This is a genomic window from Nocardiopsis algeriensis (assembly GCF_014203695.1).
Taxonomy (GTDB): Bacteria; Actinomycetota; Actinomycetes; order Streptosporangiales; family Streptosporangiaceae; genus Nocardiopsis; species Nocardiopsis algeriensis.
The window spans coordinates 1-23162 of the sequence record NZ_JACHJO010000015.1; the positions used below are offsets into that span (position 1 = coordinate 1).

11 protein-coding genes are annotated in these 23162 nt (G+C 74.4%); 10 read left to right on the forward strand and 1 reads right to left on the reverse strand.

Features of this window, described 5'->3' with window-relative positions; translation table 11 throughout:
• The first annotated feature begins 214 nt into the window (after positions 1 to 214).
• Positions 215 to 1267 carry a hypothetical protein gene (locus FHS13_RS20190; protein WP_343065103.1) on the forward strand — a complete coding sequence of 351 codons (1053 nt, stop codon included), beginning with the start codon at positions 215 to 217 and terminating at the stop codon, positions 1265 to 1267.
• A 271-nt stretch (positions 1268 to 1538) separates the two neighbouring features.
• Entirely contained in the window at positions 1539 to 2072 is a 534-nt protein-coding gene (locus FHS13_RS20195; RefSeq protein WP_184293538.1) for a hypothetical protein, read from the forward strand.
• Between the two features lie 75 nt (positions 2073 to 2147).
• Here FHS13_RS20195 and FHS13_RS20200 read toward each other — a convergent pair whose 3' ends face one another.
• Positions 2148 to 2492: a DUF3817 domain-containing protein gene (locus tag FHS13_RS20200; RefSeq protein WP_184293539.1), complete on the reverse strand. Its 345-nt coding sequence runs from the start codon at positions 2490 to 2492 to the stop codon at positions 2148 to 2150.
• A gap of 443 nt (positions 2493 to 2935) precedes the next feature.
• On the opposite strand from FHS13_RS20200, the gene FHS13_RS20205 reads away from it, so the two are divergent.
• The 8 genes from FHS13_RS20205 to FHS13_RS20240 all read left to right on the forward strand — a co-directional run bounded on the left by FHS13_RS20205 (position 2936) and on the right by FHS13_RS20240 (position 23123).
• A complete protein-coding gene (locus FHS13_RS20205; protein ID WP_343065104.1) occupies positions 2936 to 3712 on the forward strand; it encodes a 2,3-dihydro-2,3-dihydroxybenzoate dehydrogenase in 777 nt (258 codons plus the stop codon).
• Between the two features lie 72 nt (positions 3713 to 3784).
• Entirely contained in the window at positions 3785 to 4945 is a 1161-nt protein-coding gene (locus FHS13_RS20210) for an isochorismate synthase (protein ID WP_184293541.1), read from the forward strand.
• Between the two features lie 2 nt (positions 4946 to 4947).
• On the forward strand, positions 4948 to 6603 hold the full coding sequence (locus FHS13_RS20215) for an AMP-binding protein (protein WP_184293542.1): 1656 nt from the start codon (positions 4948 to 4950) through the stop codon (positions 6601 to 6603).
• Positions 6603 to 7262 carry an isochorismatase family protein gene (locus tag FHS13_RS20220; RefSeq protein ID WP_184293543.1) on the forward strand — a complete coding sequence of 220 codons (660 nt, stop codon included), beginning with the start codon at positions 6603 to 6605 and terminating at the stop codon, positions 7260 to 7262. Before FHS13_RS20215 ends, FHS13_RS20220 begins: the two co-directional genes overlap by 1 nt.
• Before the next feature lie 28 nt (positions 7263 to 7290).
• Complete coding sequence (locus FHS13_RS20225) at positions 7291 to 8592, forward strand: SidA/IucD/PvdA family monooxygenase (protein WP_184293544.1); 1302 nt, start codon at positions 7291 to 7293, stop codon at positions 8590 to 8592.
• Positions 8593 to 8617: 25 nt separating this feature from the next.
• Positions 8618 to 8845, forward strand: coding sequence for a phosphopantetheine-binding protein (locus tag FHS13_RS20230; protein ID WP_184293545.1), 228 nt, complete (start codon positions 8618 to 8620; stop codon positions 8843 to 8845).
• Between the two features lie 89 nt (positions 8846 to 8934).
• A complete protein-coding gene (locus tag FHS13_RS20235) occupies positions 8935 to 19893 on the forward strand; it encodes a non-ribosomal peptide synthetase (RefSeq protein ID WP_184293546.1) in 10959 nt (3652 codons plus the stop codon).
• Positions 19890 to 23123, forward strand: coding sequence for a non-ribosomal peptide synthetase (locus FHS13_RS20240; RefSeq protein ID WP_184293547.1), 3234 nt, complete (start codon positions 19890 to 19892; stop codon positions 23121 to 23123). The genes FHS13_RS20235 and FHS13_RS20240 overlap by 4 nt, the downstream gene beginning before the upstream one ends.
• The last annotated feature ends 39 nt before the right edge of the window (positions 23124 to 23162 follow it).

A 23162-nucleotide genomic window follows, 5' to 3' on the forward strand; every position in this document is an offset into this window, starting at 1 on the left:
ACGTCTGTGTCAGGGGAACGGAAATTCACCCATGGATGCACTTCTCGTCTTTATTGCCGGTTTTCTACTGCTTCCCGATTGCTGAGATCACCTCAATGAGAGCGGTGCACGTCGAATCAGAAGCGTGGTATTCTGGCCGGGTAAAGCAAAAGGGGCGCGGAAATTATTTTTCCGCACCCTTTTGTATTTTCTTTGCCATGGTTATTCTCCAGGGGTGGAAGACAACGCTCCCCGCTTCTCCGTGTCCGTCATGACGCACCCCCGCAGAGCCGGCGAGGCGCGGAAGGTCCTCGATGCCCTGGGACTTCCCGGCGCCCGCCTGGCCGTGGACCCCGACCCCGGCGGGCCGCCCAGTTCCCTGCGCGCGGCGGCCGTGGCCTTCTCCCACGCCGAATTGCACGAGGGCACCCACCACCTGGTGCTCCAGGACGACGTGATCCTGTGTGCTGATTTCACCGCGTCGGTATGCGACGCATTGCGCCGATATCCCGGTGCGGCGCTCGCATTCTTCGTGGAATGGGGATCGCGCACCGCCTGCCTCGCGCGCTGGGCGGCTTTCGCCGGAGTCGGCGCGGTACCCGTCGTCAACCCCTACATGCCCACGCCCGCCCTGGCACTTCCCCGGGACATCGCGGTGGACATGGGCCGCCACATGGCGTGTGCGGAAGGGCGCTCCGACGACCGCGCGGCCCTCGCCTTCCTGCGCGGGCGCGGCGTGCGGACACTGGCCGCCGTACCGAACCTGGTCGAGCACAGGGAACTGCCCAGCCTCAAGGGCAACGGCGACCACGGTGTCCGCCGCGCCACCTGCTTCGCGAGCGGGGGAGCCCGCTTCGACGGCCGTGTGCTCGACCTGCCGCCCCTGCTGCCGTTCCTGCGGTGGAACCTGGGCAAGGCGGTCCTCATCGACACCGCGAACGACGTTCCCGAGGCGCACCGGCCGCTGCTGGAGGTCCTCCTGAAGTGGGGAGCGGAGGAAGGGGAACTGCGGCGCGGCTGCGCTGACCGGCTGGGCGGCGGTTCCGGCCCGCTGCTGGAGCTGTGGCTGACCGCGGTGGCCTTCGGTGCCCTCCAGGAGATGTACCGGCCCGGCAGCGTCGCCGTGCTGCGGGAACGGCGGGAAGAGCCGCTCGTGCGCGGGTCCCTGGACACGTTCGCGCCCGGCGCCCTGCGCCGCTTCCGGCCTCTCTCCACGCTGACCGGGACGGCCGATGCGGTCCTGGCGGCGATGGAGTACGGCGCCGAGCTCAGGCCTTCTCCGGCCTGAGGACGCGGTGCCGACCAGGGGTACTGCGGCCTCGCCGATCCGCTCCCGTCCGGCCGGTCGACGGCCGGGTCAACAGTTGCCCGGCTTTGCTCCATGACGGGCGTCGCGGAGGCCGGGACAGCGGAGGATGCGGAGAGGCTGTCCCCGGACACGCGCCCGTGACCCGGTGTTCGGGTCCGCACACCGGGCATCGGACCCGAACCGGTGCCCTCCCCGGACGGCCCCGCTGGTTCCGGGTATGCGAAAGGCGCCCGGGATGAGGAGGAAGACGATGTCTCGACCCACCCGCCGCATCGCCGCGGCCGTGATGACGGGGGTCTCCCTGGCCGTCGGCGCGCCGGCGGCCGCGCTCGCCCACGACGGCCACGACGCGGTGCAGCGGCAGCTGGCCGCGGCGAAGGAGGCAGGGGAGAAGTACCGCGACGTGTCCCGGGCGATCGCCGACGGCTACGTGCCCGACGACGAGTGCGTGCAGAGCCCCGAGGGGGCCATGGGGTTCCACTACGCCAACCGGGACCTGATCGACCGCGAACTGGACGTGCGCGAACCCGAGGTCCTCGTCTACCAGCCCGACGGCTACGGGGGACACAAGCTGGTCGCGCTGGAGTACTACTTCGTCGACGAGGACCAGGACCCCTCCACCGACGGCGACCGGCCCTCCCTCTTCGGGCAGCCCTTCGACGGCCCCGACGAGGCTCAGGGGCCGGGTTTGCCGGTGAACTACACGCTGCACGTGTGGCTGTGGCAGCACAACCCCAGCGGCATGTTCGCCCCCTTCAACCCCGCCGGTTCCTGCGAGGTCTGAAGCCGGGCCGAGAGCACCTCGGGGGGCGGCCGCGCGGCCGCCCCCCGAGGCGGAGCCGGTCGGGGCTCCGAGCGCTCAGGCGACGGGCTCGGCCTCCCGCCGACCCGGGGCGGTGGTGAGGCGGCCGCTGCGGTGCAGCCACAGGTCGGCCGCGAGCGTGCCCAGCGGGGGCACGGAGGCGGCCAGTGCCACCAGGGTCGGCCACAGGCCCCAGCGCAGGTGCAGCGCCGCGACCAGGGCGACGAGGCCGTAGAGCACGAACGCGCCGCCGTGCAGCGGGCCGAAGAACTGCACACCCGCCTCGCTTCCGCTGCCCAGGTACTTGACGTACATGCCGGCCAGGAGGCCCACCCAGGTGAAGGCCTCGAAGACGGCCACCACGCGGAAGGCGATCGCGGTTGTTCGGGGAGTGATGCTCACGGGTTCCTCTGCTCGGGTTCACGGGACGGGGCCGGTCCCAGGCTAGGGCACGGTTTCGGCTGCCCGTTTCGGGACCAGGGTTGAGTTCTGAGGAACCGGAACCCCCTGGCGAAAGTCCCGCAGGAAAGTGACAAGGGACTCACTTCTCGCATGTTTCAGACGCGGGGAGGCAGGCCGGTCCCTCCGCCGCGGAGAGGTCCGGGTCATTCCTTGTTGACGCACGGTAACCGTTTCTGGCCTGCGGGGATGCCCTCGCGCGGCCTTCTCCGTCCGGCCCGGCGCCCCGGCGGCCCGCTTTCCCGGCACATTGAAGGTGACCTGGGTCACTTAGGTGTGCCTATTGACAGTCCGGCGCGGGTCCGATGAGACTTGCCGCGGGCTTCTTAGGTAAGCATTACCTAAATAAGCCCAGGTCGCAGCCGTGCCGAAAGGAGAAACCCCAGGTGAGCGAGTTCGGGATCAGCGGCACCGCCGTGGTCACCGGTGCCGCGAGCGGCATCGGCCGTGCCGTGGCCGCCGACCTGGCCGCGCACGGCACCCGCGTGGCAGCCGCCGACGTCGACCCCGACGGCCTCGCCCGGACCGTGCGCGACCTGGAGTCCCGGGGCTGCAAGGTCCTGGCCCTGCCCACCGACGTCACCGACACCGCGCAGGTCGAGGCGCTCTTCGACGAGGCCGAGGCCGCCCTCGGACCTGTCACCGCCGTGGTCGGCGCGGCCGGCGTCCTGGCCACCGGGCCCGTCACCGACTGCACCGACGCCGACTGGAACCGCGTCCTGGCGGTCAACGCCACCGGTGTCTTCACGGTCGGCCGCGCCGCCGCCCGCCGCATGGGACCGCGCGGGCACGGGAGCCTGGTCACCGTCGCCTCCAACGCCGCCGGCGTCCCCCGCGCCGGCATGGCCGCCTACGCCGCCTCCAAGGCCGCCGCGGTCGCCCTCACCAAGTCCCTCGGCCTGGAACTGGCCCCGCGCGGCGTGCGCTGCAACGTCGTCTCCCCGGGCTCCACCGACACCCCCATGCTGCGGGCCATGACCGCAGGCACCGGCTTCGGCCCCCTCCTGGAGGGAGACCCGTCCGCCTTCAAGGTCGGCATTCCGCTCGGCCGCATCGCCGACCCGCAGGACGTCGCCGCCGCCGTGCGCTTCCTGCTCTCCGACGCCGCCCGCCACATCACCATGCACGAGCTCCACGTGGACGGCGGAGCCACGCTCCGCTGACACCCCCTCGCCACCCCACGGCCCACCGGCCGCCCCGCTCGCGTGCCCGACACAGAAAGGCCGATCGCCCCCATGTCCCAGCAGCGCGCCCAGACCCCCGCCCCCGGCGCGGGCGACCTCCTCCGGGCCTACCGGCCCGGGGACGTCTTCCTCTCCTCGCCCGAAGGTGTCCTGCACGGAACCGGAAGCCTCGCCGTCCTGAACAGCCTCGACGCCGTCCCCGCGGCCCTGGCCTCCGCCGGGAAGGACGCGGTCGCCGTGGGAGCCGTCCCCTTCGACGCCTCCCGCCCCGCCCACCTGATCGTGCCCGAGAGCGTGTCCACCGCACCGCCCGCCCGCGACGGCGGAACGGGCCCCCGCTGGCGCCCCCTGCGCGGAGAGTGGACCCTCACCCCCGTCCCCGCCCCCGAGGAGCACACCGCCGCCGTCGAGCGCACCCTCAAACTCATGGCCGACGACGACGAACTGCGCAAGGTCGTCCTCGCCCGCTGCCTGCGCCTGGAGAGCACCGAGGACGTCGACGTCGCCGCCGTCCTGTCCAACCTGCTCCGACGCGACCCCGGCGCCCACGTGTTCGCCACACCCTTGCCCGAACGCGGCACCGGCCCCCGCACCCTCATCGGGGCCAGCCCCGAGCTCCTCGTCTCCCGGCGGGGCGACGCCGTCGTGTCCAACCCCCTGGCCGGCTCCGCGCGCCGCAGCGCCGACCCCACCAAGGACCAGCGCGCCGCCGTCGGCCTGCTCACCTCCGACAAGGACCGCCGCGAGCACGCCGTCGTCGTGGAGGCCGTCGCCGACGCCCTGACTCCCTACTGCCGCGAACTCTCGGTCCCCGACGGGCCCGAACTGCTCAGGACCGCCACCATGTGGCACCTGTCCACCCGCGTCACCGGACGCCTGCGCGACGCCGACACCCCCGCCCACGTGCTGGCCGCCGCACTGCACCCGACCCCGGCCGTCTGCGGCACCCCCACCGGCCGGGCCTTCGACACCATCGCCGGGATCGAGCCCTTCGACCGCGGCTTCTACACCGGTACCGTCGGATACACCGACGCCCGCGGCGACGGCGTGTGGGTGGTCACCATCCGCTGCGCCGACACCTCCGGACGCACCCTCGACCTGTTCGCCGGCGGCGGCATCATGCCCGAGTCCGACCCCGCAGCCGAACTCGCCGAGACCTCCGCCAAGCTGCGCACCCTCCTGCTCGCCCTCGGCGTGGACCAGGGGGCCTGACCGTGACCGGCACCGCAGACCGCCCCCCGCACCTCGACGGCTGGGTCCCGTACCCGCCCGAGTTCGCCGCCGCCTACCGCGAGGCCGGCTACTGGACCGGTGAGACCTTCGGCGCGTTCCTGCGCGAGCGGGCCCGCCGCTTCGCCGACCGCACCGCCGTCGTCGCGGGCGGGGACCGCTGGACCTACGCCGAACTCGACGCCCGCGCCGACGCCCTCGCCGCGGGGCTGGCGCGCCTGGGCCTGGCCGAGGGCGACCGCGTCGTCGTCCAGCTGCCCAACACCGCCGCACTGCTCGAAACCGTCTTCGGCCTCTTCCGCCTGGGTGCACTGCCCGTGTACGCCCTGCCCGCCCACCGGCGCAGCGAGGTCGTCCACATGGCCGCCACCACCGGCGCCGCCGCCCTCGTGATCCCCGGTTCCCCCACGGGGTTCGACCACCGGGGCATGGCCGAGGAGGTGCGCGCGGCCGTGCCCTCGCTGACCCACGTCGTCGTCGACGGGGATCCCGGCCCCGGGCAGGTGCCGCTGGACTCCCTGAGGAGCGGGCACGGACCCTTCACCCCGGCCGAACCCGACCCCGGGGGAGTGGCCTTCCTCCAGCTCTCGGGGGGCACCACCGGGCTGCCCAAGCTCATCCCCCGGACCCACGACGACTACCTGTACTCGGTCCGCGCCAGCGCCGACATCTGCGGTCTGGACACCGGCACCGTCTACCTCGCCGCGCTCCCGGCCACGCACAACTTCCCCATGAGCTCCCCGGGCTTCCTCGGCGTGCTCCATGCCGGCGGCACCGTCGTCATGTCACCCGACCCCGGCCCCGGCACCGCGCTGGCCCTGATCGAGGCCGAGCGGGTCACCCACACGGCGGTCGTGCCGCCCGTGGCCCGCCTCTGGCTCGACGCGGTCGAGCACGGCTCCCAGGGAACCCGCGACCTGTCCTCCCTGCGGGTCCTGCAGGTGGGCGGCGCCGCCTTCGCCGAGGAGACCGCCCGCCGCGTCACCCCCGTCCTGGGCTGCTCCCTGCAACAGGTGTTCGGCATGGCCGAGGGCCTGGTCAACTACACCCGGGCGGACGACCCCGACGACGTCGTCACCACCACCCAGGGCCGACCCATCAGCCCCCACGACGAGATCCGCATCGTCGACGACCAGGACCGGCCCGTACCCGAGGGCGAATCCGGCCACCTGCTGACCCGCGGCCCCTACACCATCCGCGGCTACTACCGGGCGCCCGAGCACAACGCCACCGCGTTCACCCCCGGCGGCTTCTACCGCACCGGCGACATCGTGCGCCGCCACCCCTCGGGCAACCTCGTCGTCACCGGCCGCGCCAAGGAGCAGATCAACCGGGGCGGCGAGAAGATCGCCGCCGCCGAGGTCGAGAACCACGTCCTGGCCCATCCGGCCGTGCGCGACGCCGCCGTCGCGGCCGTCCCCGACCCGTTCCTGGGCGAACGCACCTGCGCCTACGTCGTTCCCCGGGGCCAGGCGCCCGCCCGGAGCGAGCTCCTGGCCTTCCTGCGCGGCCGCGGCCTGGCCGCCTACAAGATCCCCGACCTCGTGGAGTTCGTGGAGGAGCTGCCCTCCACCGCCGTGGGCAAGGTCGCCAAACGCGACCTGCGCGCCGCCTCCACCCGACCCGGATCGGACCACTGATGGCACTGCCCACCATCGCGCCCTACCCGCTCCCCGCCGACGAGGAGCTGCCCCGCAACCGGGTGGACTGGACCCTGGACCCGGAGCGCGCCGTCCTGCTCGTCCACGACATGCAGCGCTACTTCCTCAGCCCCTACCGGCACGACCGCGAGCCCGTCTCCCGGATGCGCGGCAACATCGCCGACCTGCGCCGGGCCTGCCACCGAGCCGGCGTCCCGGTGGTCTACACGGCCAAACCCGGCGACATGACCCCCGAGCAGCGCGGCCTGGAGAACGACTTCTGGGGCCCGGGGATGAAGGCGGTCGCCGAGCACACCGCCATCGACCCCGGACTGGAACCCGAGGGGGCCGACGTGCTGCTCACCAAGTGGCGCTACAGCGCGTTCGCCCAGACCGACCTGGCCGAGCGCATGGCCGCCCAGGGCCGCGACCAGATCGTGGTCACCGGCCTGTACGCGCACATCGGCTGCCAGCTCACCGCGGCCGACGCGTTCATGCGCGACATCCAGCCGTTCCTGGTCGCCGACGCCGTCGCCGACTTCAGCGCCGACCACCACCGGTCCGCGCTGCACTACGCCGCCGGTCGGTGCGCCTCCGTACTGCGCACCTCCGACGCCCTGTCCGCCCTGAGCGGCGCCCCGGCCCGGGCCGGGAACTGACGTGCACCACCGCAACGAAGGGAACACCGTGTCCGCCACAGAGCAGGACCCCCCTGTCTCCGACCTGGTCGGCGTGGGCTTCGGCCCCTCCAACGTAGGCCTGGCCATCGCCCTGGCCGAACGCCGCGGGCGCGGAGAGGCCGCCCCCACCGGGGTGTTCCTCGAACGCCAGGCCGCCTTCGGCTGGCACCGGGGCATGCTGCTGGACGACGCCACCATGCAGGTGTCCTTCCTCAAGGACCTCGTCACCCAGCGCAACCCCGCCAGCGACTTCAGCTTCCTGTCCTACCTGCACCACGTGGGCCGGCTGAACGACTTCATCAACCACAAGACCCTGTTCCCCCTGCGGCAGGAGTTCCACGACTATCTGTCCTGGTGCGCCGACCGGGTCTCCGACCAGGTCCGCTACGGGCACGAGGTGGTCGAGGTGCTGCCGGTGCGCACCGGCGAACGCATCACCCACCTGGACGTGGTCACGCAGGACACGGCGGGCCGGCGCACCGTGCTGCGCACCCGCAACGTCGTGTTCGGCCCGGGCCTGCGCCCCCGCATGCCCGAGGGCGTCGAGCAGTCCGCCCGCGTGTGGCACAACGAGCACCTGCTCACCAACCTGGCCCAGCTGCCGCCCAAGGCCGCACCGCACTCCTTCGTGGTCGTGGGCGCCGGCCAGAGCGCCGCCGAGGTCGTCGAGCACCTCCACGAGCGCTTCCCCGCCGCCCACGTGCACTCGGTGTTCACCCGCTACGGATACAGCCCCTCGGACGACAGCCCGTTCGCCAACCGCATCTTCGACCCCGAGGCCGTCGACGCGTTCCACACCGCCCCCGAGGAGGTCAAGCGCACCCTTCTGGGCTACCACCGCAACACCAACTACTCGGTGGTCGACCCCGACCTCATCGACGCCCTCTACCGGCGCCACTACGCCGAGAAGGTCCACGGGACGCAGCGCCTGCACCTGCACAACACCTCCCGGGTCGCCGGACTCACCGAGAGCCCCGACGGTGTGGCCGTCGTGCTGGAGGACCTGGTCACCGGGAAGCAGACACCGGTCGCGGCCGGCTACGTCGTCTTCGCCACCGGCTACCACCCCGCCGACCCCCGCCCCCTCCTGGGCTCCGTCGCCGACCTGCTGCACACCACCCCCGACGGGCTGCCGGCCGTGGAACGCGACTACCGGATGGCCACCCGCGACGAACTGACCTGCGGTCTCTACCTGCAGGGCGGCACCGAGCACACGCACGGGGTGTCGTCGTCGCTGCTGTCCAACGTCGCCGTCCGCTCCGCCGAGATCATCGACTCGATCCAGGCCCGCACCCCCGTCCCCGCCTGACAGCCACCGGAAGAAGGAGGCCGCCATGGCCCCGACCCTCACCGCCGAACGCCTGCGTGACGATGTCGCCGCCGTCCTGGGAGAGCCCCCCGAGAGCATCGACCCCGACGAGAACCTCATGGACCGCGGCCTGGACTCGGTCCGCCTCATGAGCCTGATGGAGACCTGGCGCACCGCAGGCGCCGACCCCGACTTCACCGACCTCGCCCAGACCCCCACCGTCAGCGCCTGGGCCGCCCTGCTCTCCCGCTGACCCGACCCCCTCGTCCGCGCGTCCCCTGCCCGCGGTCCGGCCCGCCGGACCCGGGCGCACCCCTGCACTTTCCGAGGAGCAACCGACCCATGGCTGACCCCCACGGCATCCCTATGGGCCTGACCGGCGCCCAGGCCGGTGTCTGGTACGCGCAGCAGACGGCCCCCGACAGCCCGGTGTTCAACGTCGGCCAGTACACCGACATCCCCACCGACCTGGACACCGCACGGTTCGCCGCCGCCGTACGCACCGCCGTGGCCGAGAGCGACGCGCTGCGCGCACGCGTGGCGGCCGACGGCGACAGGGCCGTGCAGGTGGTCCGCGGGGAGGTGCCCCGCGACCTCGAGGTCGCGGACCTGACCGGGGACGGCGGGGAGGAGGGCGCGTTCGAGCGCGCCCGCGCCTGGATGCGCGCCGACACCGGACGCCCCGTCGACCCGGCGGCCGAGCCGCTGTACCGGTTCGCGCTGCTGCGGGTGGGCGCGCGCCGGTGGCTGTGGTACCAGCGCTACCACCACCTGGCGGTGGACGCCTACGCCGTGGCGATGGTCGCGCGCCGCGTCGCCGACGTGTACACCCGCCTGGGCCGGGGGGAGGAGCCGGCACCCGCGGGCTTCGGCCGGCTGGCCGACGTCGTGGCCGACGAGGAGGCCTACGCCGCCTCGCCGCGATACGCGACCGACCGCGCCTACTGGACGGAGGCGATGGCCGACCGGCCCGAGCCGGCGCAGCTGTCGTCGGCACCCCCCTCGCCCCACGCCGGGTTCCTCCGCGAGCGCCTGGAGATCCCGCCGGCGGTCACGGCGGGGCTCGAGGAACTGGTGAGGGGCACCGGGGCCACATGGGTGGACGCGCTGACCGGAGCGTTCGCCGCCTACGTGCACCGGATGACGGGTGCGCGCGACCTGGTGCTGGGCTCCCCGGCGATGGTCCGCATGGGCACCGCCGCGGTACGCACCCCCGCCATGGTGGTCAACGTCCTGCCCCTGCGGCTGCGCGTACGCCCCGGTGACACCGTCGCCGAGGCGACCGCGGCCGCCGCGCGGGCCTCCCGGGGACTGCGCTCCCACCAGCGCTACCGGTCCGAGCAGCTGCGCCGCGACCTGTCGGCGGTGGGCCGGGGCCTGTTCGGGCCCGAGCTCAACGTCAAGCTGTTCGACCACGCCCTCACCTTCGACGGCTGCCCCTCCACCAGCACGACCCTGTCCGAGGGGCCCGTCGACGACATCGCCGTGTCGGTCTACCGCGCCGGGGGACTGGCCCTGGAGGCCAACGCCAACGCCGACCGCTACGACCGCGAGGGAGTGCGCGCCCACCTGTCCGGTTTCGCGCGCCTGCTCACCGCCTTCGCCGCGGCCCGCCCGGAAACCGCCGTCGCCGCGCTCGACACCGCGGCGCCGGCCGACGCGCTGCCCCCCGTCCCCCGGGTGGCGGAGGGCTTCACCCCGGTCACGGAACTGCTCGCGCGCTCGGCCGCGGCCGAACCCGACGCGGTCGCCGTCGTCGCCGGGGACCAGCGGCTGACCCGGGCCGAGTTCACCGACCGCGTGGACCGGCTCGCCCGCCGCCTGCGCGCCCTCGGCGCCGGCCCCGGCGAGCTGGTCGCCCTGGCCCTGCCCCGGTCGGTGGAACTGCTCACGGCGGTGTTCGCCGTCCTGCGCGCGGGCGCCGCCTACGTTCCGCTGGACCCCGACCACCCCGCCGAACGCCTGGCCCGAGTGCTCGCCGCATGCCGGCCCGCGCTCGTGGTGGCCGGCGCCGGCACCGCCCTGCCCGACCCCGGCGGGGCCCGCGTGGTGCACCCCGACACGGAGGACGACGACCCCGCCGAGGCGGAACTGCCGGTCCTGCGACCCCAGGACGCCGCCTACGTCATCCACACCTCCGGTTCCACCGGCCGCCCCAAGGGCGTGGTGGTCGAGCACCGGGCCCTGGCCGCGCTGGCCGCCACCCAGCGCGCCCGCCTCCCGCTGCCCGAGCGGGCACGCGTCGCACACACCGGATCGTTCACCTTCGACGCCTCCTGGGACACCCTGCTCGGTCTGGTCCACGGCCACGAGCTGCACCTGGTCGACACCGACATCGTCCTCGACCACGCCCGCCTGGGCGCCTACGCCGCCGAGCACCGCATCGACCACCTCGACGCCACCCCCTCCTACCTGCAGGCGCTCCTGGACTCGGGGCGGATGAGCCGTGTACCGGGGCTGCTCACCTTCGGCGGCGAGGCCTGCCCCCAGGGCCTGTGGGAGCGGCTGCGCGCACTGCCCGCCACCCGCGCGCTCAACTTCTACGGCCCCACCGAGAACACCGTCGACGCCCTGGTCTGCGACGTGCGCGACAGCGCCCGCACCGCCATCGGCACACCCCTGCCGGGCGTGGGCGCCCACGTCCTCGACAGCGCCCTGCGCCCGGTACCGCGCGGCGTGCCCGGCGAGCTGTACCTGGACGGCGACCAGCTCGCCCGCGGCTACGTGGACCGACCCGGCCCGACCGCCGAGCGGTTCGTCGCCAACCCCTACGGCCCGCCCGGATCGCGCATGTACCGCACCGGCGACCGCGTGCTGGTGCGTACCGACGGCACCGTCGCCTACCTCGGCCGGACCGACGCCCAGGTGCAGGTACGCGGCCACCGGGTCGAGCCGGGCGAGGTCGACGCGGCGGCCGAGGCCTTCCCCGGTGTCGCCCGGTGCGCCACCGCGGTGCGCCGTACCCCCGCCGGAGGCGCCGTCCTGGTCTCCTACGCCGTTCCCTGGAACGGGCGGGAACTCGACGGGGAGGAGCTGCGCGCCCACATCGCGCGCCGTCTGCCCGACTACATGGTCCCCGCGCACGTGGTCGTGCTCGACCGGCTTCCGCTCAACTCCAGCGGCAAGGTCGACCACGCCGCGCTGCCCGACCCCGGCGGGGCGCGGGCCTCGGGGGAGGAGGGGGCCACCGACCGCGAACGCGCCCTGGTGCGGGTGCTGCGCGAGGTGCTCGCCACCGAGGCGGGGGTCCACGACGACTTCTTCCGCCTGGGCGGTGACAGCATCCTCGCCATCCAGGCCGTCAACCGGGCCCGCGAGGCGGGTCTGGAGCTGACGGTGCGCGACGTGTTCGAGGCCCCGACCGCGGCCGGACTCGCCCGGCGCGCCCGCGCCGCCGGCCCCGCCGAGAAGGTCCCCGACAACCCGGTCGGCCGTGTCGCCCCCACCCCCGTCGCCGCCGAACTCCTCGACCAGGGGCCGGTGCCGGCCGCCTTCACCCAGTCCCACGTCCTGTGGACCCCGGCGGGTTCCACCGCCGGCCTCCTGCGGGAGGCCCTCGCCGCAGTGGTCGCCCACCACGGCGCCCTGCGCCTCCGGACGGACCCCGCCGACGGAGGCATGGAGGTACCACCCGCGCACCGCGAGGGGGAGTACCCGCAGATCGTACGCATCGGCGCCGCCGGCACCGGCGGCGCCGACCTGGCCGCGGCCGTCGAGCGGGAGGCCCGCCGGGCACACACCCGCATCGACCTGACCCGGGGGCGCCCGCTGTCCGCCGTATGGTTCGACGCCGGCCCCGACCGGGTGGGGCAGCTCCTGCTCCAGGTCCACCACCTGGCCGTGGACGGCGTCTCCTGGCGCGTGATCGGCCCCGACCTGGCCGCCGCCGTCGCCGCCCTCGGCGCGGGCCGCCCCGTGCGGCTGCCCTCGGCCGGAACCTCGCTGCGCCGCTGGACACAGCTGCTGCACGAGGAGGCCCGCCACCCCGACCGGGTCGCCGAACTCGACCACTGGCTGGAGCAGACCGACCCCGCCCACCGCCCCCTGGGCGCCCGCGCCCTCGACCCCGCCCGCGACACCGTCGCCGTGCGCCGCACCCTCGAACGCGAACTCGACACCGCCCTGAGCAGGGACGTGCTCACCGGCATCGGCGCCGTCTACCGGGCGGGAGCCGAGGACGTGCTGCTGGCCGCCCTCGCCATCGCCGCCGCACGCCCGGGCGCCCGCCTCCTGGCCGAGGTGGAGGGCCACGGCCGGCGCGAACTGCACGTCGGAGGCTCGGCCGACCTGTCCCGCACCGTCGGCTGGCTCACCAGCTCCCACCCCGTCGCCCTCGACACCGGCGGGGCCGACCCCGCCCGCGCCCTCACCGACCCGGCCACGGCCGCGAACGTGCTCAAACACGTCAAGGAGATCCTGCGCGCGGTCCCCGGCGACGGTCTCGGCCACGGCCTGCTGCGCCGCCTCAACCCCGACACCGCGCCCCTCCTGGCCGACCGCGCCCGCCCCGACGTGCTGTTCAACTACCTCGGCCGCTTCGGTGCCGCCACCGAACAGCCCTGGGAGTCCGCCCCCGTCTCCGCCCGCATCATGCTCGGCGAGGACCCCGCACAGCCGCTCACCTGCGGTCTCGAACTCGGTGCCGTCGCCCACGAGGGCGCCGACGGGCCGCGCCTGCACCTGACCTGGCGCTGGGCCCCCGGGGTCCACCGCGACGAGGACGTGCACACCCTGGCCGACCGCCTCACCACCGCCCTGCGCACCATGGCCGAGGCCGCCCGCGCCCCCGGCGCCCACGTCCTGACCCCCTCCGACGTCCCGCTCACCGGCCTGGACGCCGGACGCATCGCCGAGATCGAGAGCGCCTGGGCCGAACGCAGCGGCGACCCCGACGCACGCCTGGCCGACCTGTGGCCCCCCACGCCGCTCCAGTCCGGCCTGGTCTTCCACAGCCTCTACGGAGGCGGGCACGACGCCTACACCGCCCAGTCGGTCACCCGCGTCGAGGGGCCGCTGGACGCCGCGCGCCTGCGCCGGGCCGCCGACGCCCTGCTGCGCGACTTCCCGAACCTGCGCGCCGGATTCTGGGCCGACGGCGACGACATCGTCCAGTTCGTCCCCGAGCAGGTGGCCGCGCGCTGGCACGAGACCGACCTGTCCCAGGACCCCGGCGCTCTGGAAGAACTGTGCGCCCGGGAACTGGCCACACCCTTCGACCTGACCTCCCCGCCGCTGGTGCGCTTCACCCTGGTCCGGCTGGACGAGGAGGTGCACGCCCTGGTGGCCACCGACCACCACACCCTCCTGGACGGCTGGTCCACCCCTCTGTTCCTGCGCGCCCTGTTCGACCGCTACACCGACCCCGCCGCGCCCGTGCCGCCGACCGGCCTGCGCGACCACCTCGCCTGGCTGGCCGCACGCGACACCGAGGCGGCCGACAACGCCTGGCGCGCCGAACTGGCCGACGTGGACGGCCCCACCCTGATCGCCCCCGGCGCCTCCGCCCACGGCGGCCAGGGCCAGCGGGTGCTCACCGCCGCGCTCTCCCCCGAGGCGAGCGCCCGCGCCGCCGAGACCGCCCGCGACCTGGGCGTCACCGTCAACACACTGGTGCAGGCGGCCTGGGCACTGGTCCTGGGCGGCGCGACCGGACGCACCGACGTCGTGTTCGGCGCCACCGTCTCCGGCCGCCCCGCCGACCTGCCCGGCGCGGAGTCCGCCCTGGGCCTGTTCATCAACACCGTGCCCGTGCGGGTGCGCGCCGACCCGGCCGCGCGCCTGGCCGACGTGGTCGCCGACCTCCAGCGGCGCCAGGCCGTCCTGGCCGAGCACCACCACACCGCACTGACCCGGACCCAGGAGCTGGCGGGCGTCTCGCCCCTGTTCGACACGCTGCTGGTGTTCGAGAACTTCCCCCTGCGCGACGCCCTGGCCGACCGCGACCACGGCGGCGTCCGCCTGACGGACGTGAAGGTCGAGGACGCCACCCACTACCCGGTCTCGCTCAACGTCTTCCCCGGCCGGGAACTGGGGCTGCGCCTGTGCCACCGCCCCGACGCGGTCGGCGCCTCCCTCGCCGGAACCCTCCTGGAGCGCCTCCTGGAGGTCCTCACCGCCCTGGCCGAGAACCCCGGTCTGCGGGTCGCCGACCTGCCCGTCACCACCGGCACCGAGCGTGATGTCCTGGTGGAGGGTTTCAATGCGACCGGGGCGGAGGTGTGGGCGCCGCGTCCGTGTGAGGCGCTGGCCGGGTGGACGGTGCGTGCTCCGGACGCGGTGGCGGTGGAGGACGGTGCGGGTTCCCACTCCTATGCCGAGGTGTGCGGGCGCATGGAGCGAGTCGCCGCTCTGCTGCGCGGGGCGGGTGTGGGTCCGGGCCAGGTGGTGGGGGTGGCGCTGCCCCGATCCGTGGACCTGGTGGCGGCGCTGCTGGCGGTGCAGCGTGTGGGTGCGGTGTATCTGCCGTTGGATCCGGAGTTTCCGCGGGACCGGTTGGCGTACATGCTGTCGGACTCGGGTGCGGTGCTGCTGGTCACGGGCGGGGGAGTGGTTCCGCCCGAGGGCACGGGGGTTCCTGCCCTGGACCTGGACACCCACACCACCACCGGTACCGCCGCACCCGGCGCGCCCGGCACACCCGCCGATGGTGACGGTGCTGCCTATGTGCTGTACACGTCGGGGTCGACGGGGCGTCCCAAGGGCGTGGTGGTCTCGCACCGCAACCTGGCCAACTTCCTCACCGACATGGCCGGACGCTTCCCTTTGAAGGAGGGGGAGCGGTGGCTGGCGGTGACCACGGTCAGCTTCGACATCTCGGTGCTGGAGCTGTACCTGCCGCTGCTGTCCGGTGCCACCGTCGTCCTGGCCGACAAGGACACCGTCCGCGACCCGCGCCTGCTCGGCGGGCTGCTCGCCTCCAGCGGCGCCACCGTCATGCAGGCCACCCCGTCGCTGTGGCGCGCACTCGCCGAGCACGACCCCCGCCTCCTGCGCGGTCTGCGTGTCCTGGTCGGCGGTGAGGCGCTGCCGCAGGACCTGGCCGAGCAGCTCGCATCCTGCGCGGCCGAGGTCACCAACGTCTACGGGCCCACCGAGACCACCGTCTGGTCCACCACCGCACCGGTGACGGTCGGACAGCCCGTCACCATCGGCCGTCCCATGGCCAACACCCGCGTCTACGTGCTCGACACCGCGCTGCGCCCGGCACCGATCGGGGTGGCCGGTGACCTGTATATCGCGGGTGAGGGGGTGGCCCTGGGCTACCACGGCCGGCACGCCCTGACCGCCGAGCGGTTCGTCGCCGACCCCTTCGGAGCGCCTGGGACGCGCATGTACCGCACTGGTGACCTGGCCCGGTGGCGCGAGGACGGGACGCTCGACTTCCTGGGCCGCGCCGACTTCCAGGTCAAGGTCCGGGGTTTCCGTATCGAACTCGGCGAGATCGAGACCGCCCTGCTCACCGCGCCCGGCATCGCCCAGGCCGTCGTCACCGCCCGCCAGGACCCGTCGGGGTCGGCCCGGCTCGCCGCCCACCTCGTTCCCGAGCCCGGGGCCGCGGCGCCCTCGCCGGCCGCCCTGCGCGAGCACGTCGGCCGCACCCTGCCCGACTACATGATCCCGTCGGCGTTCGCCTTCCTGGACGCCTTCCCCCTCACCGCCAACGGCAAGATCGACCGCAAGGCCCTGCCCGACCCCGGCGGCCCGGACACGGCCGGACGCGTCCCCGCCGACGCCCGCGAGGAGATCGTCTGCGGCCTCTTCGGGGACGTCCTGGGCCGCGACGTCGGCCCCGACGACGACTTCTTCGCCCTCGGCGGCCACTCCCTGCTCGCCACCCGGGTCGTCGCCCGGGCCCGCGCCCTCCTCGGCGCCGACGTGGGCGTGCGCGACCTCTTCGAGGCGCCCACCCCGGCCGGGTTCGCCCGCCGCACCGCCGACGGACAGGAGGACCGGCCCCCGGTGAGGCCGCGCGAGGACCGGCGGCCGAGGCTCTCGCACTCCCAGCACCGCCTCTGGCTCATCGACCAGGTCCACGAACCCGGCGGCGCCTACAACGTGCCGCTGGCCGTACGCGTGGCCGACCCGCTCGACGAGGACGTGCTGCGCGCCGCCGTCGCCGACCTCGCCGAACGGCACGAGGTCCTGCGCACGGTCGTCCGCGCCGGCGACGACGGGCCCGAGGCCGAGCTCCTTCCGGCCCGGGCCGCGGCGGAGGACGTGGCGACCGTCCGCGTCGAGGGCTCTCCCGAGGAGGAACTGGCCCGTCTCACCGCGATCCCCTTCGACCTGGCCGCGCGCCCGCCCCTGCGGGTGCGCCTGCTCGCTGGCCCCGGCGTGGGCCGGGGATGCCTGCTGCTGCTCGTCGTGCACCACATCGCCGCCGACGAGTGGTCCTTCGGCCCGCTCCTGTCCGACCTGGACACCGCCTACCGCGCCCGCGCCGAGGGACGCGCCCCCGACTGGGAGCCGCTGCCGGTCCAGTACTCCGACTACGCGGCCTCGCGCGGCGACTGGCTCGGCGACGCCGCCGACCCCGGCAGCCCGCTCGCCCGCCGCCTCGCACACTGGAAGCAGGCCCTGTCCGGCCTGCCCCAGGAACTGGACCTGCCCACCGACCGGCCGCGCCCGGCCGTGCCCTCCCACCGGGGCGGCCTGGTCCAGGTGCCGATCGACCCGGAACTGGAGCAGGCCCTGCACGACCTGGCCACCGGGCACGGCGCCACCGTGTTCATGGTGGTGCAGGCGGCGGTCGCCGTCCTGCTGCACCGGCTCGGGGCCGGGGACGACATCCCCCTGGGCAGCCCCGTCGCCGACCGGGCCGACGAGGGCACCCAGGACGCGGTCGGGTTCTTCCTCAACACCCTGGTCCTGCGCCTGGACCTGTCCGGACGCCCCTCCTTCGCCGAACTCTTGGCGCGGGTGCGCGCTGTGGACCTGGCCGGGTTCGCCCACGCGGACGCCCCCTTCGACACCGTCGTGGAGGCGCTCGCCCCCGAGCGCTCGGTCGCCAGGCACCCGCTGTTCCAGACGATGGTGTCCTACCAGAGGCGCCCCGAGGGCACGGGCGAACTCTTCGGATCGCGCACGCAGCTGGTGGAGACACCGCTGGACACGGCCAGGTTCGACCTCGAGTTCGCCTTCGTCGAGGACCCCGCACAGGGAACACGGCTGGCACTCAACCACTCCGCCGACCTGTTCGACCCCGACAGCGCCGAGCGGCTCGCCCACCGCCTGGTACGGGTCCTCCGGCAGGCGGTCCAGGACCCCCGACTGCCGATCGCGGATGTCGACATCCTCGGAACCGCCGAGCGTGATGTCCTGGTGGAGGGTTTCAATGCGACCGGGGTGGAGGTGTGGGCGCCGCGTCCGTGTGAGGCGTTGGCCGGGTGGGCGGTGCGTGCTCCGGATGCGGTGGCGGTGGAGGACGGTGCGGGTTCCTACTCCTATGCCGAGGTGTGCGGGCGTATGGAGCGGGTCGCCGCTCTGCTGCGCGGGGCGGGTGTGGGTCCGGGCCAGGTGGTGGGGGTGGCGCTGCCCCGGTCGGTGGATCTGGTGGCGGCGCTGTTGGCGGTGCAGTGTGTGGGTGCGGTGTATCTGCCGTTGGATCCGGAGTTTCCGCGGGACCGGTTGGCGTACATGCTGTCGGACTCGGGTGCGGTGCTGCTGGTCACGGGCGGGGGAGTGGTTCCGCCCGAGGGCACGGGGGTTCCTGTCCTGGACCTGGACACACACGACACCAGCGCGACCGTCACTGGTGCGACCGTCACCGGCGCGACCGTCACCGGCGCGACCGCCGCCGGCGCGGCGCACGTGCCGGCGGCGCCCCGGGCCGGGGACCCGGAGATCCCGCACCGCGGTCCGCAACGGAGCACCGCCCTCTCCGCCGGTGCCGTGCGGTCCTCCGCTCCGGACGGTGCGGCCTATGTGCTGTACACGTCGGGGTCGACGGGGCGTCCCAAGGGCGTGGTGGTCTCGCACCGCAACCTGGCCAACTTCCTCACCGACATGGCCGGACGCTTCCCTTTGAAGGAGGGGGAGCGGTGGCTGGCGGTGACCACGGTCAGCTTCGACATCTCGGTGCTGGAGCTGTACCTGCCGCTGCTGTCCGGTGCCACCGTCGTCCTGGCCGACAAGGACACCGTCCGTGACGGCATCGCCCTGGCCGAACTTCTCGAATCCGGCCGCATCGGCACCATGCAGGCCACCCCCACCCTGTGGCGCATGCTCCTGGAGACCAAACCCGAGGTGCTGCGCGGTCTGCGTGTCCTGGTCGGCGGCGAGGCGCTGCCGCAGGACCTGGCCGACCGGCTCGCATCCTGCGCGGCCGAGGTCACCAACGTCTACGGGCCCACCGAGACCACCGTCTGGTCCACCACCGCGCCGGTGACGGTCGGACAGCCCGTGACCATCGGCCGTCCCATGGCCAACACCCGCGTCTACGTGCTCGGCACCTTCCTGAACCCGGTCCCCACCGGGGTGGCCGGTGACCTGTACATCGCGGGCGAGGGGGTGGCCCTGGGCTACCACGGCCGGCACGCCCTGACCGCCGAGCGGTTCGTCGCCGACCCCTTCGGAGCGCCCGGAACACGCATGTACCGCACTGGTGACCTGGCCCGGTGGCGCGAGGACGGGACGCTCGACTTCCTGGGCCGCGCCGACTTCCAGGTCAAGGTCCGGGGTTTCCGTATCGAACTCGGCGAGATCGAGACCGCCCTGACCGGCATCGACGGCATCGCCCAGGCCGTCGTCACCGCCCGCCGGGAGGACGACGGCCACCACCGCCTCGTCGCCTACGCGGTCACCGACGGCCCCGTCACCGACACCGGACTGCGCACCGAACTCGGCCGCACCCTGCCCGGCTACATGATCCCCTCGGCGTTCGTACTGCTCGACGCCTTCCCCCTCACCGCCAACGGCAAGATCGACCGCAAGGCCCTGCCCGACCCCGCCCCCGCAACCGGAGGCCACCCCGGGCGGGAACCCGCCACCGACGCCGAACGCGCCCTGTGCGCCGTCTACGCCGAGGTCCTCGGCCTGGACCGGGTCGGCGCCGACGCCGACTTCTTCGCCCTGGGCGGCGACAGCGTCCTGACCCTGCGCCTGGTGGGAGCCGCACGCCGAGAGGGATGGACCGTCACCGGCCGCCAGGTCTTCCGGCACCCGGTGGTCGCCGACCTGGCCGCCCTCGCCCGGCCCGCGCACGCACCCGACCCGGCCCCGCCCGCGCAGGAGGAGCCCCTGCTCTCCCTCGCACCCGGCCAGCTCGACCAGCTCGAATCGATGTGGAGGAAGCGGCGATGACACAGGAGAACACCGGCGCGATCGCCGACGTGCTCCCGCTCGGCCCCCTGCAGGAAGGGCTGCTGTTCCACCACGCCCTCAGCGGCGGCGGTGACGGCTACAACATCCAGGTCCGCCTCGAACTGCGCGGCCCCGCCGACACCGCCCGGCTGCGCCGCGCCGCCGCGGCACTGCTGGAACGCCACCCCAACCTGCGCGCGGGCTTCCTCCACGAGGAACTCGACCAGCCCGTCCAGTTCGTACCCGCCGACACCGACGTCCACTGGAACGACACCGACCTGTCCGCCCTGCCCGCACCGGAGCGGGACGCCCGCGAGGAGGAGATCGCCGACGCCGAGTTCGGCCACCGCTTCGACCTGGCCGCACCTCCGCTGATGCGCTTCCGCGCCCTCACCGCCGAACCCGGCCGCACGGTCCTGCTGGTCACCGCCCACCACGTCCTGCTCGACGGCTGGTCCCTGCCGCTGCTGGTGCGGGACCTGCTGCGCCTGTACGCCGGTACCGCCCTGCCGCCCGCGCCCCGCTACCGCGACCACCTGGCCTGGCTGACGCGCCGCGACGCCGAGGCCGACCTGCGCGCCTGGCACCGGGCCCTGGACGGTCTGGCCGGACCCACGCTCGCGGTACCCGGCGCCGGAGAGGCGGCCGCCTCCCCGCAGCGGATCGAACAGGCACCCTCGGTCGCGGCGGGCGAGCGCCTGCGTGCCCTGGCCTCCCGTGCGGGAACCAGCGTCAACACCGTCGTGCAGGCCGTATGGGCGCTGACCCTGTCCGCCCGCACCGGAAACACCGACGTGGTGTTCGGACAGCCGGTCTCCGGCCGCCCCGCCGACCTGCCCGGCGCCCAGGAGACCGTGGGCCTGTTCACCAACACCCTTCCCGTACGCGTACGCCTCGACCCCGCCGAGAGCGTCGCCGCCCTCCTCACCCGGCTGCGCCTGGAACAGGCCGACCTGCTCGACCACCAGTGGGCCCCGCTGGCCGCCGTCCAGCGCCAGGCCGGCCACGGAACCCTCTTCGACACCCTCCTGGTCGTCGAGAACTACCCCCTGGACCGGGAGACCGAGAAGGCCGACCACGCCGGCCTGCGCCTGGAGCGGGTCCGCGTCCGCGACGCCACCCACTACCCCGCCACCCTCACCTTCCTGCCCGACGACGGCCCCGGCGGCGCCCCGCTGCTGCGCCTGGACCACCGCCCCGACGCCCTGCCCGAGCCGGAGGCACGCGCCCTGCTCGCAACGTTCACCCGCCTGCTCGACCAGGCCTGCGCCGACCCCGAACGGCCCGTACGGGAACTCGACCCGCTCCCCGCCGAACAGCACGCGCTCGTGCGCCGCCACAACGACACCGCCCACCCCCTCGAACACACCACCCTCACCGGGATGCTCATCGCGGCCGCCGACGCCCACGCCGACCGCACCGCCGTCGTGGCCGAGGACCGCGAACTCACCTACCGCGAACTCCACGACGAGGCCGCGCGCCTGGCCGCCGTCCTCGCCGAACACGGCGCGGGCCCCGAGACCGTGGTCGCCGTCGCCCTCCCGCGCGGCACCGACCTCGTGACCGCCCTGCTCGCCGCCGTGCGCACCGGCGCCGCCTACCTGCCCCTGGACCTGGACCACCCCCCGGCCCGCCTGGCCGACACGGCCGCCCGGGCCGGCGCCGCGGTCCTGGTCACCACCTCGGAAATCCACCGCGACCTCGCCCCCGCCCTCGCCGCCCGCAGCGGCCCGGCCCCCCGGAGCACCGCACCCGCCGTCGTGGAGACCGACGCCCCCTCCGTCCGAGAGCGCCTGGATGCCGCCGACCCGCTGCCCTGGGCCCGCCCCCACCCCGACCAGCTCGCCTACACGATCTTCACCTCCGGCTCCACCGGCAGACCCAAGGGCGTCGGCATCACCCACCGCGCGCTGGCCAACCGCCTGCAATGGACCCAGCACGCCCACCGCCTCACCCCCGGCGACCGCGTCGCACAGAAGACCCCCGTCGGCTTCGACGTCTCGGTGTGGGAGTTCTTCTGGCCCCTGGCCGCCGGCGCCGCGATCGTCCCCGTACGCCCCGACGGCCACCGCGACCCCGCCCACCTGGCCGACCTGTTCGCCCGCCGCGGCGTCACCGTCTGCCACTTCGTTCCCTCGATGCTGCGCCTGTTCCTGGAGGAGCCGACGGCCGCGCGCGCCGACGCACTGCGCCTGGTCGTCTCCAGCGGGGAGGCACTGCCCGCAGACCTGGCCCGCGACTTCACCCGCGTGTTCGACGCCCGCCTGGAGAACCTCTACGGGCCCACCGAGGCCGCCATCGACGTCTCCTCCCACCCCGCCGCCGACCCCTCCGGCCCGGGAACCGTGCCCATCGGCTCCCCCGTGTGGAACACCGCCCTGTACGTCCTCGACCCCTGGCTGCGGCCCGTCGCCCCCGGCACCCCCGGCGAACTCCACCTCGGCGGCCTCCAGCTCGCCCGCGGCTACACCGGCCGCCCCGACCTGACCGCCGAGCGGTTCGTCGCCGACCCCTTCGGTCCGCCCGGGTCGCGCATGTACCGCACCGGCGACCTGGTCCACCGCTGGCACGACGGCACCGTGGTCTACCTCGGCCGCACCGACGACCAGGTCAAGATCAACGGCGTACGCGTCGAACCCGGCGAGATCGAGGCCGCCCTGACCGGTCTGGAGGGCGTCGCCGCGGCCGCCGCCACCGTGAGTCCGGGCCGCGTCGACGGCTACGCCGTCCCACGGCCCGGACACGACCTCGACCCCGACCGGCTGCGCGAGGACCTGGCCCGCCTCCTGCCCCGGGCGATGGTGCCCGCCGCCGTCACCGTGCTGGAGCGCCTCCCGCTCGGTGTCAACGGCAAACTCGACCGCGCCGCCCTGCCCCGGCCCGCCGCCGACCGGCCCCCGGGCCGTCCCCCCGCCACCGCGGCCGAGAAGGCCCTGTGCGCCGCCGCCGCCGAACTCCTGGGCCTGGACGAGGTGGCCGCCGACGCCGACTTCTTCGCCCTGGGCGGCGACAGCGTCACCTCCATCCGCCTGGTCGGCCGGGCCCGCGCCGCCGGACTGGAGCTGAGCGTCCGCGACGTATTCACCCACCGCACCCCCGAGCGCCTCGCCGCCCACGCCGCCCTGGCCGCACCGGAACCCGAGCCCGAACCCGGGCCCGACGCCTTCGCCGACCTGCTCGACGCGGGCGAGATGGACCAGCTCCAGCAGCTGTGGAACCCCCGCCAGTGAACGCCCCCACCACCCGCGACACCACCGAAGGAGACCAGA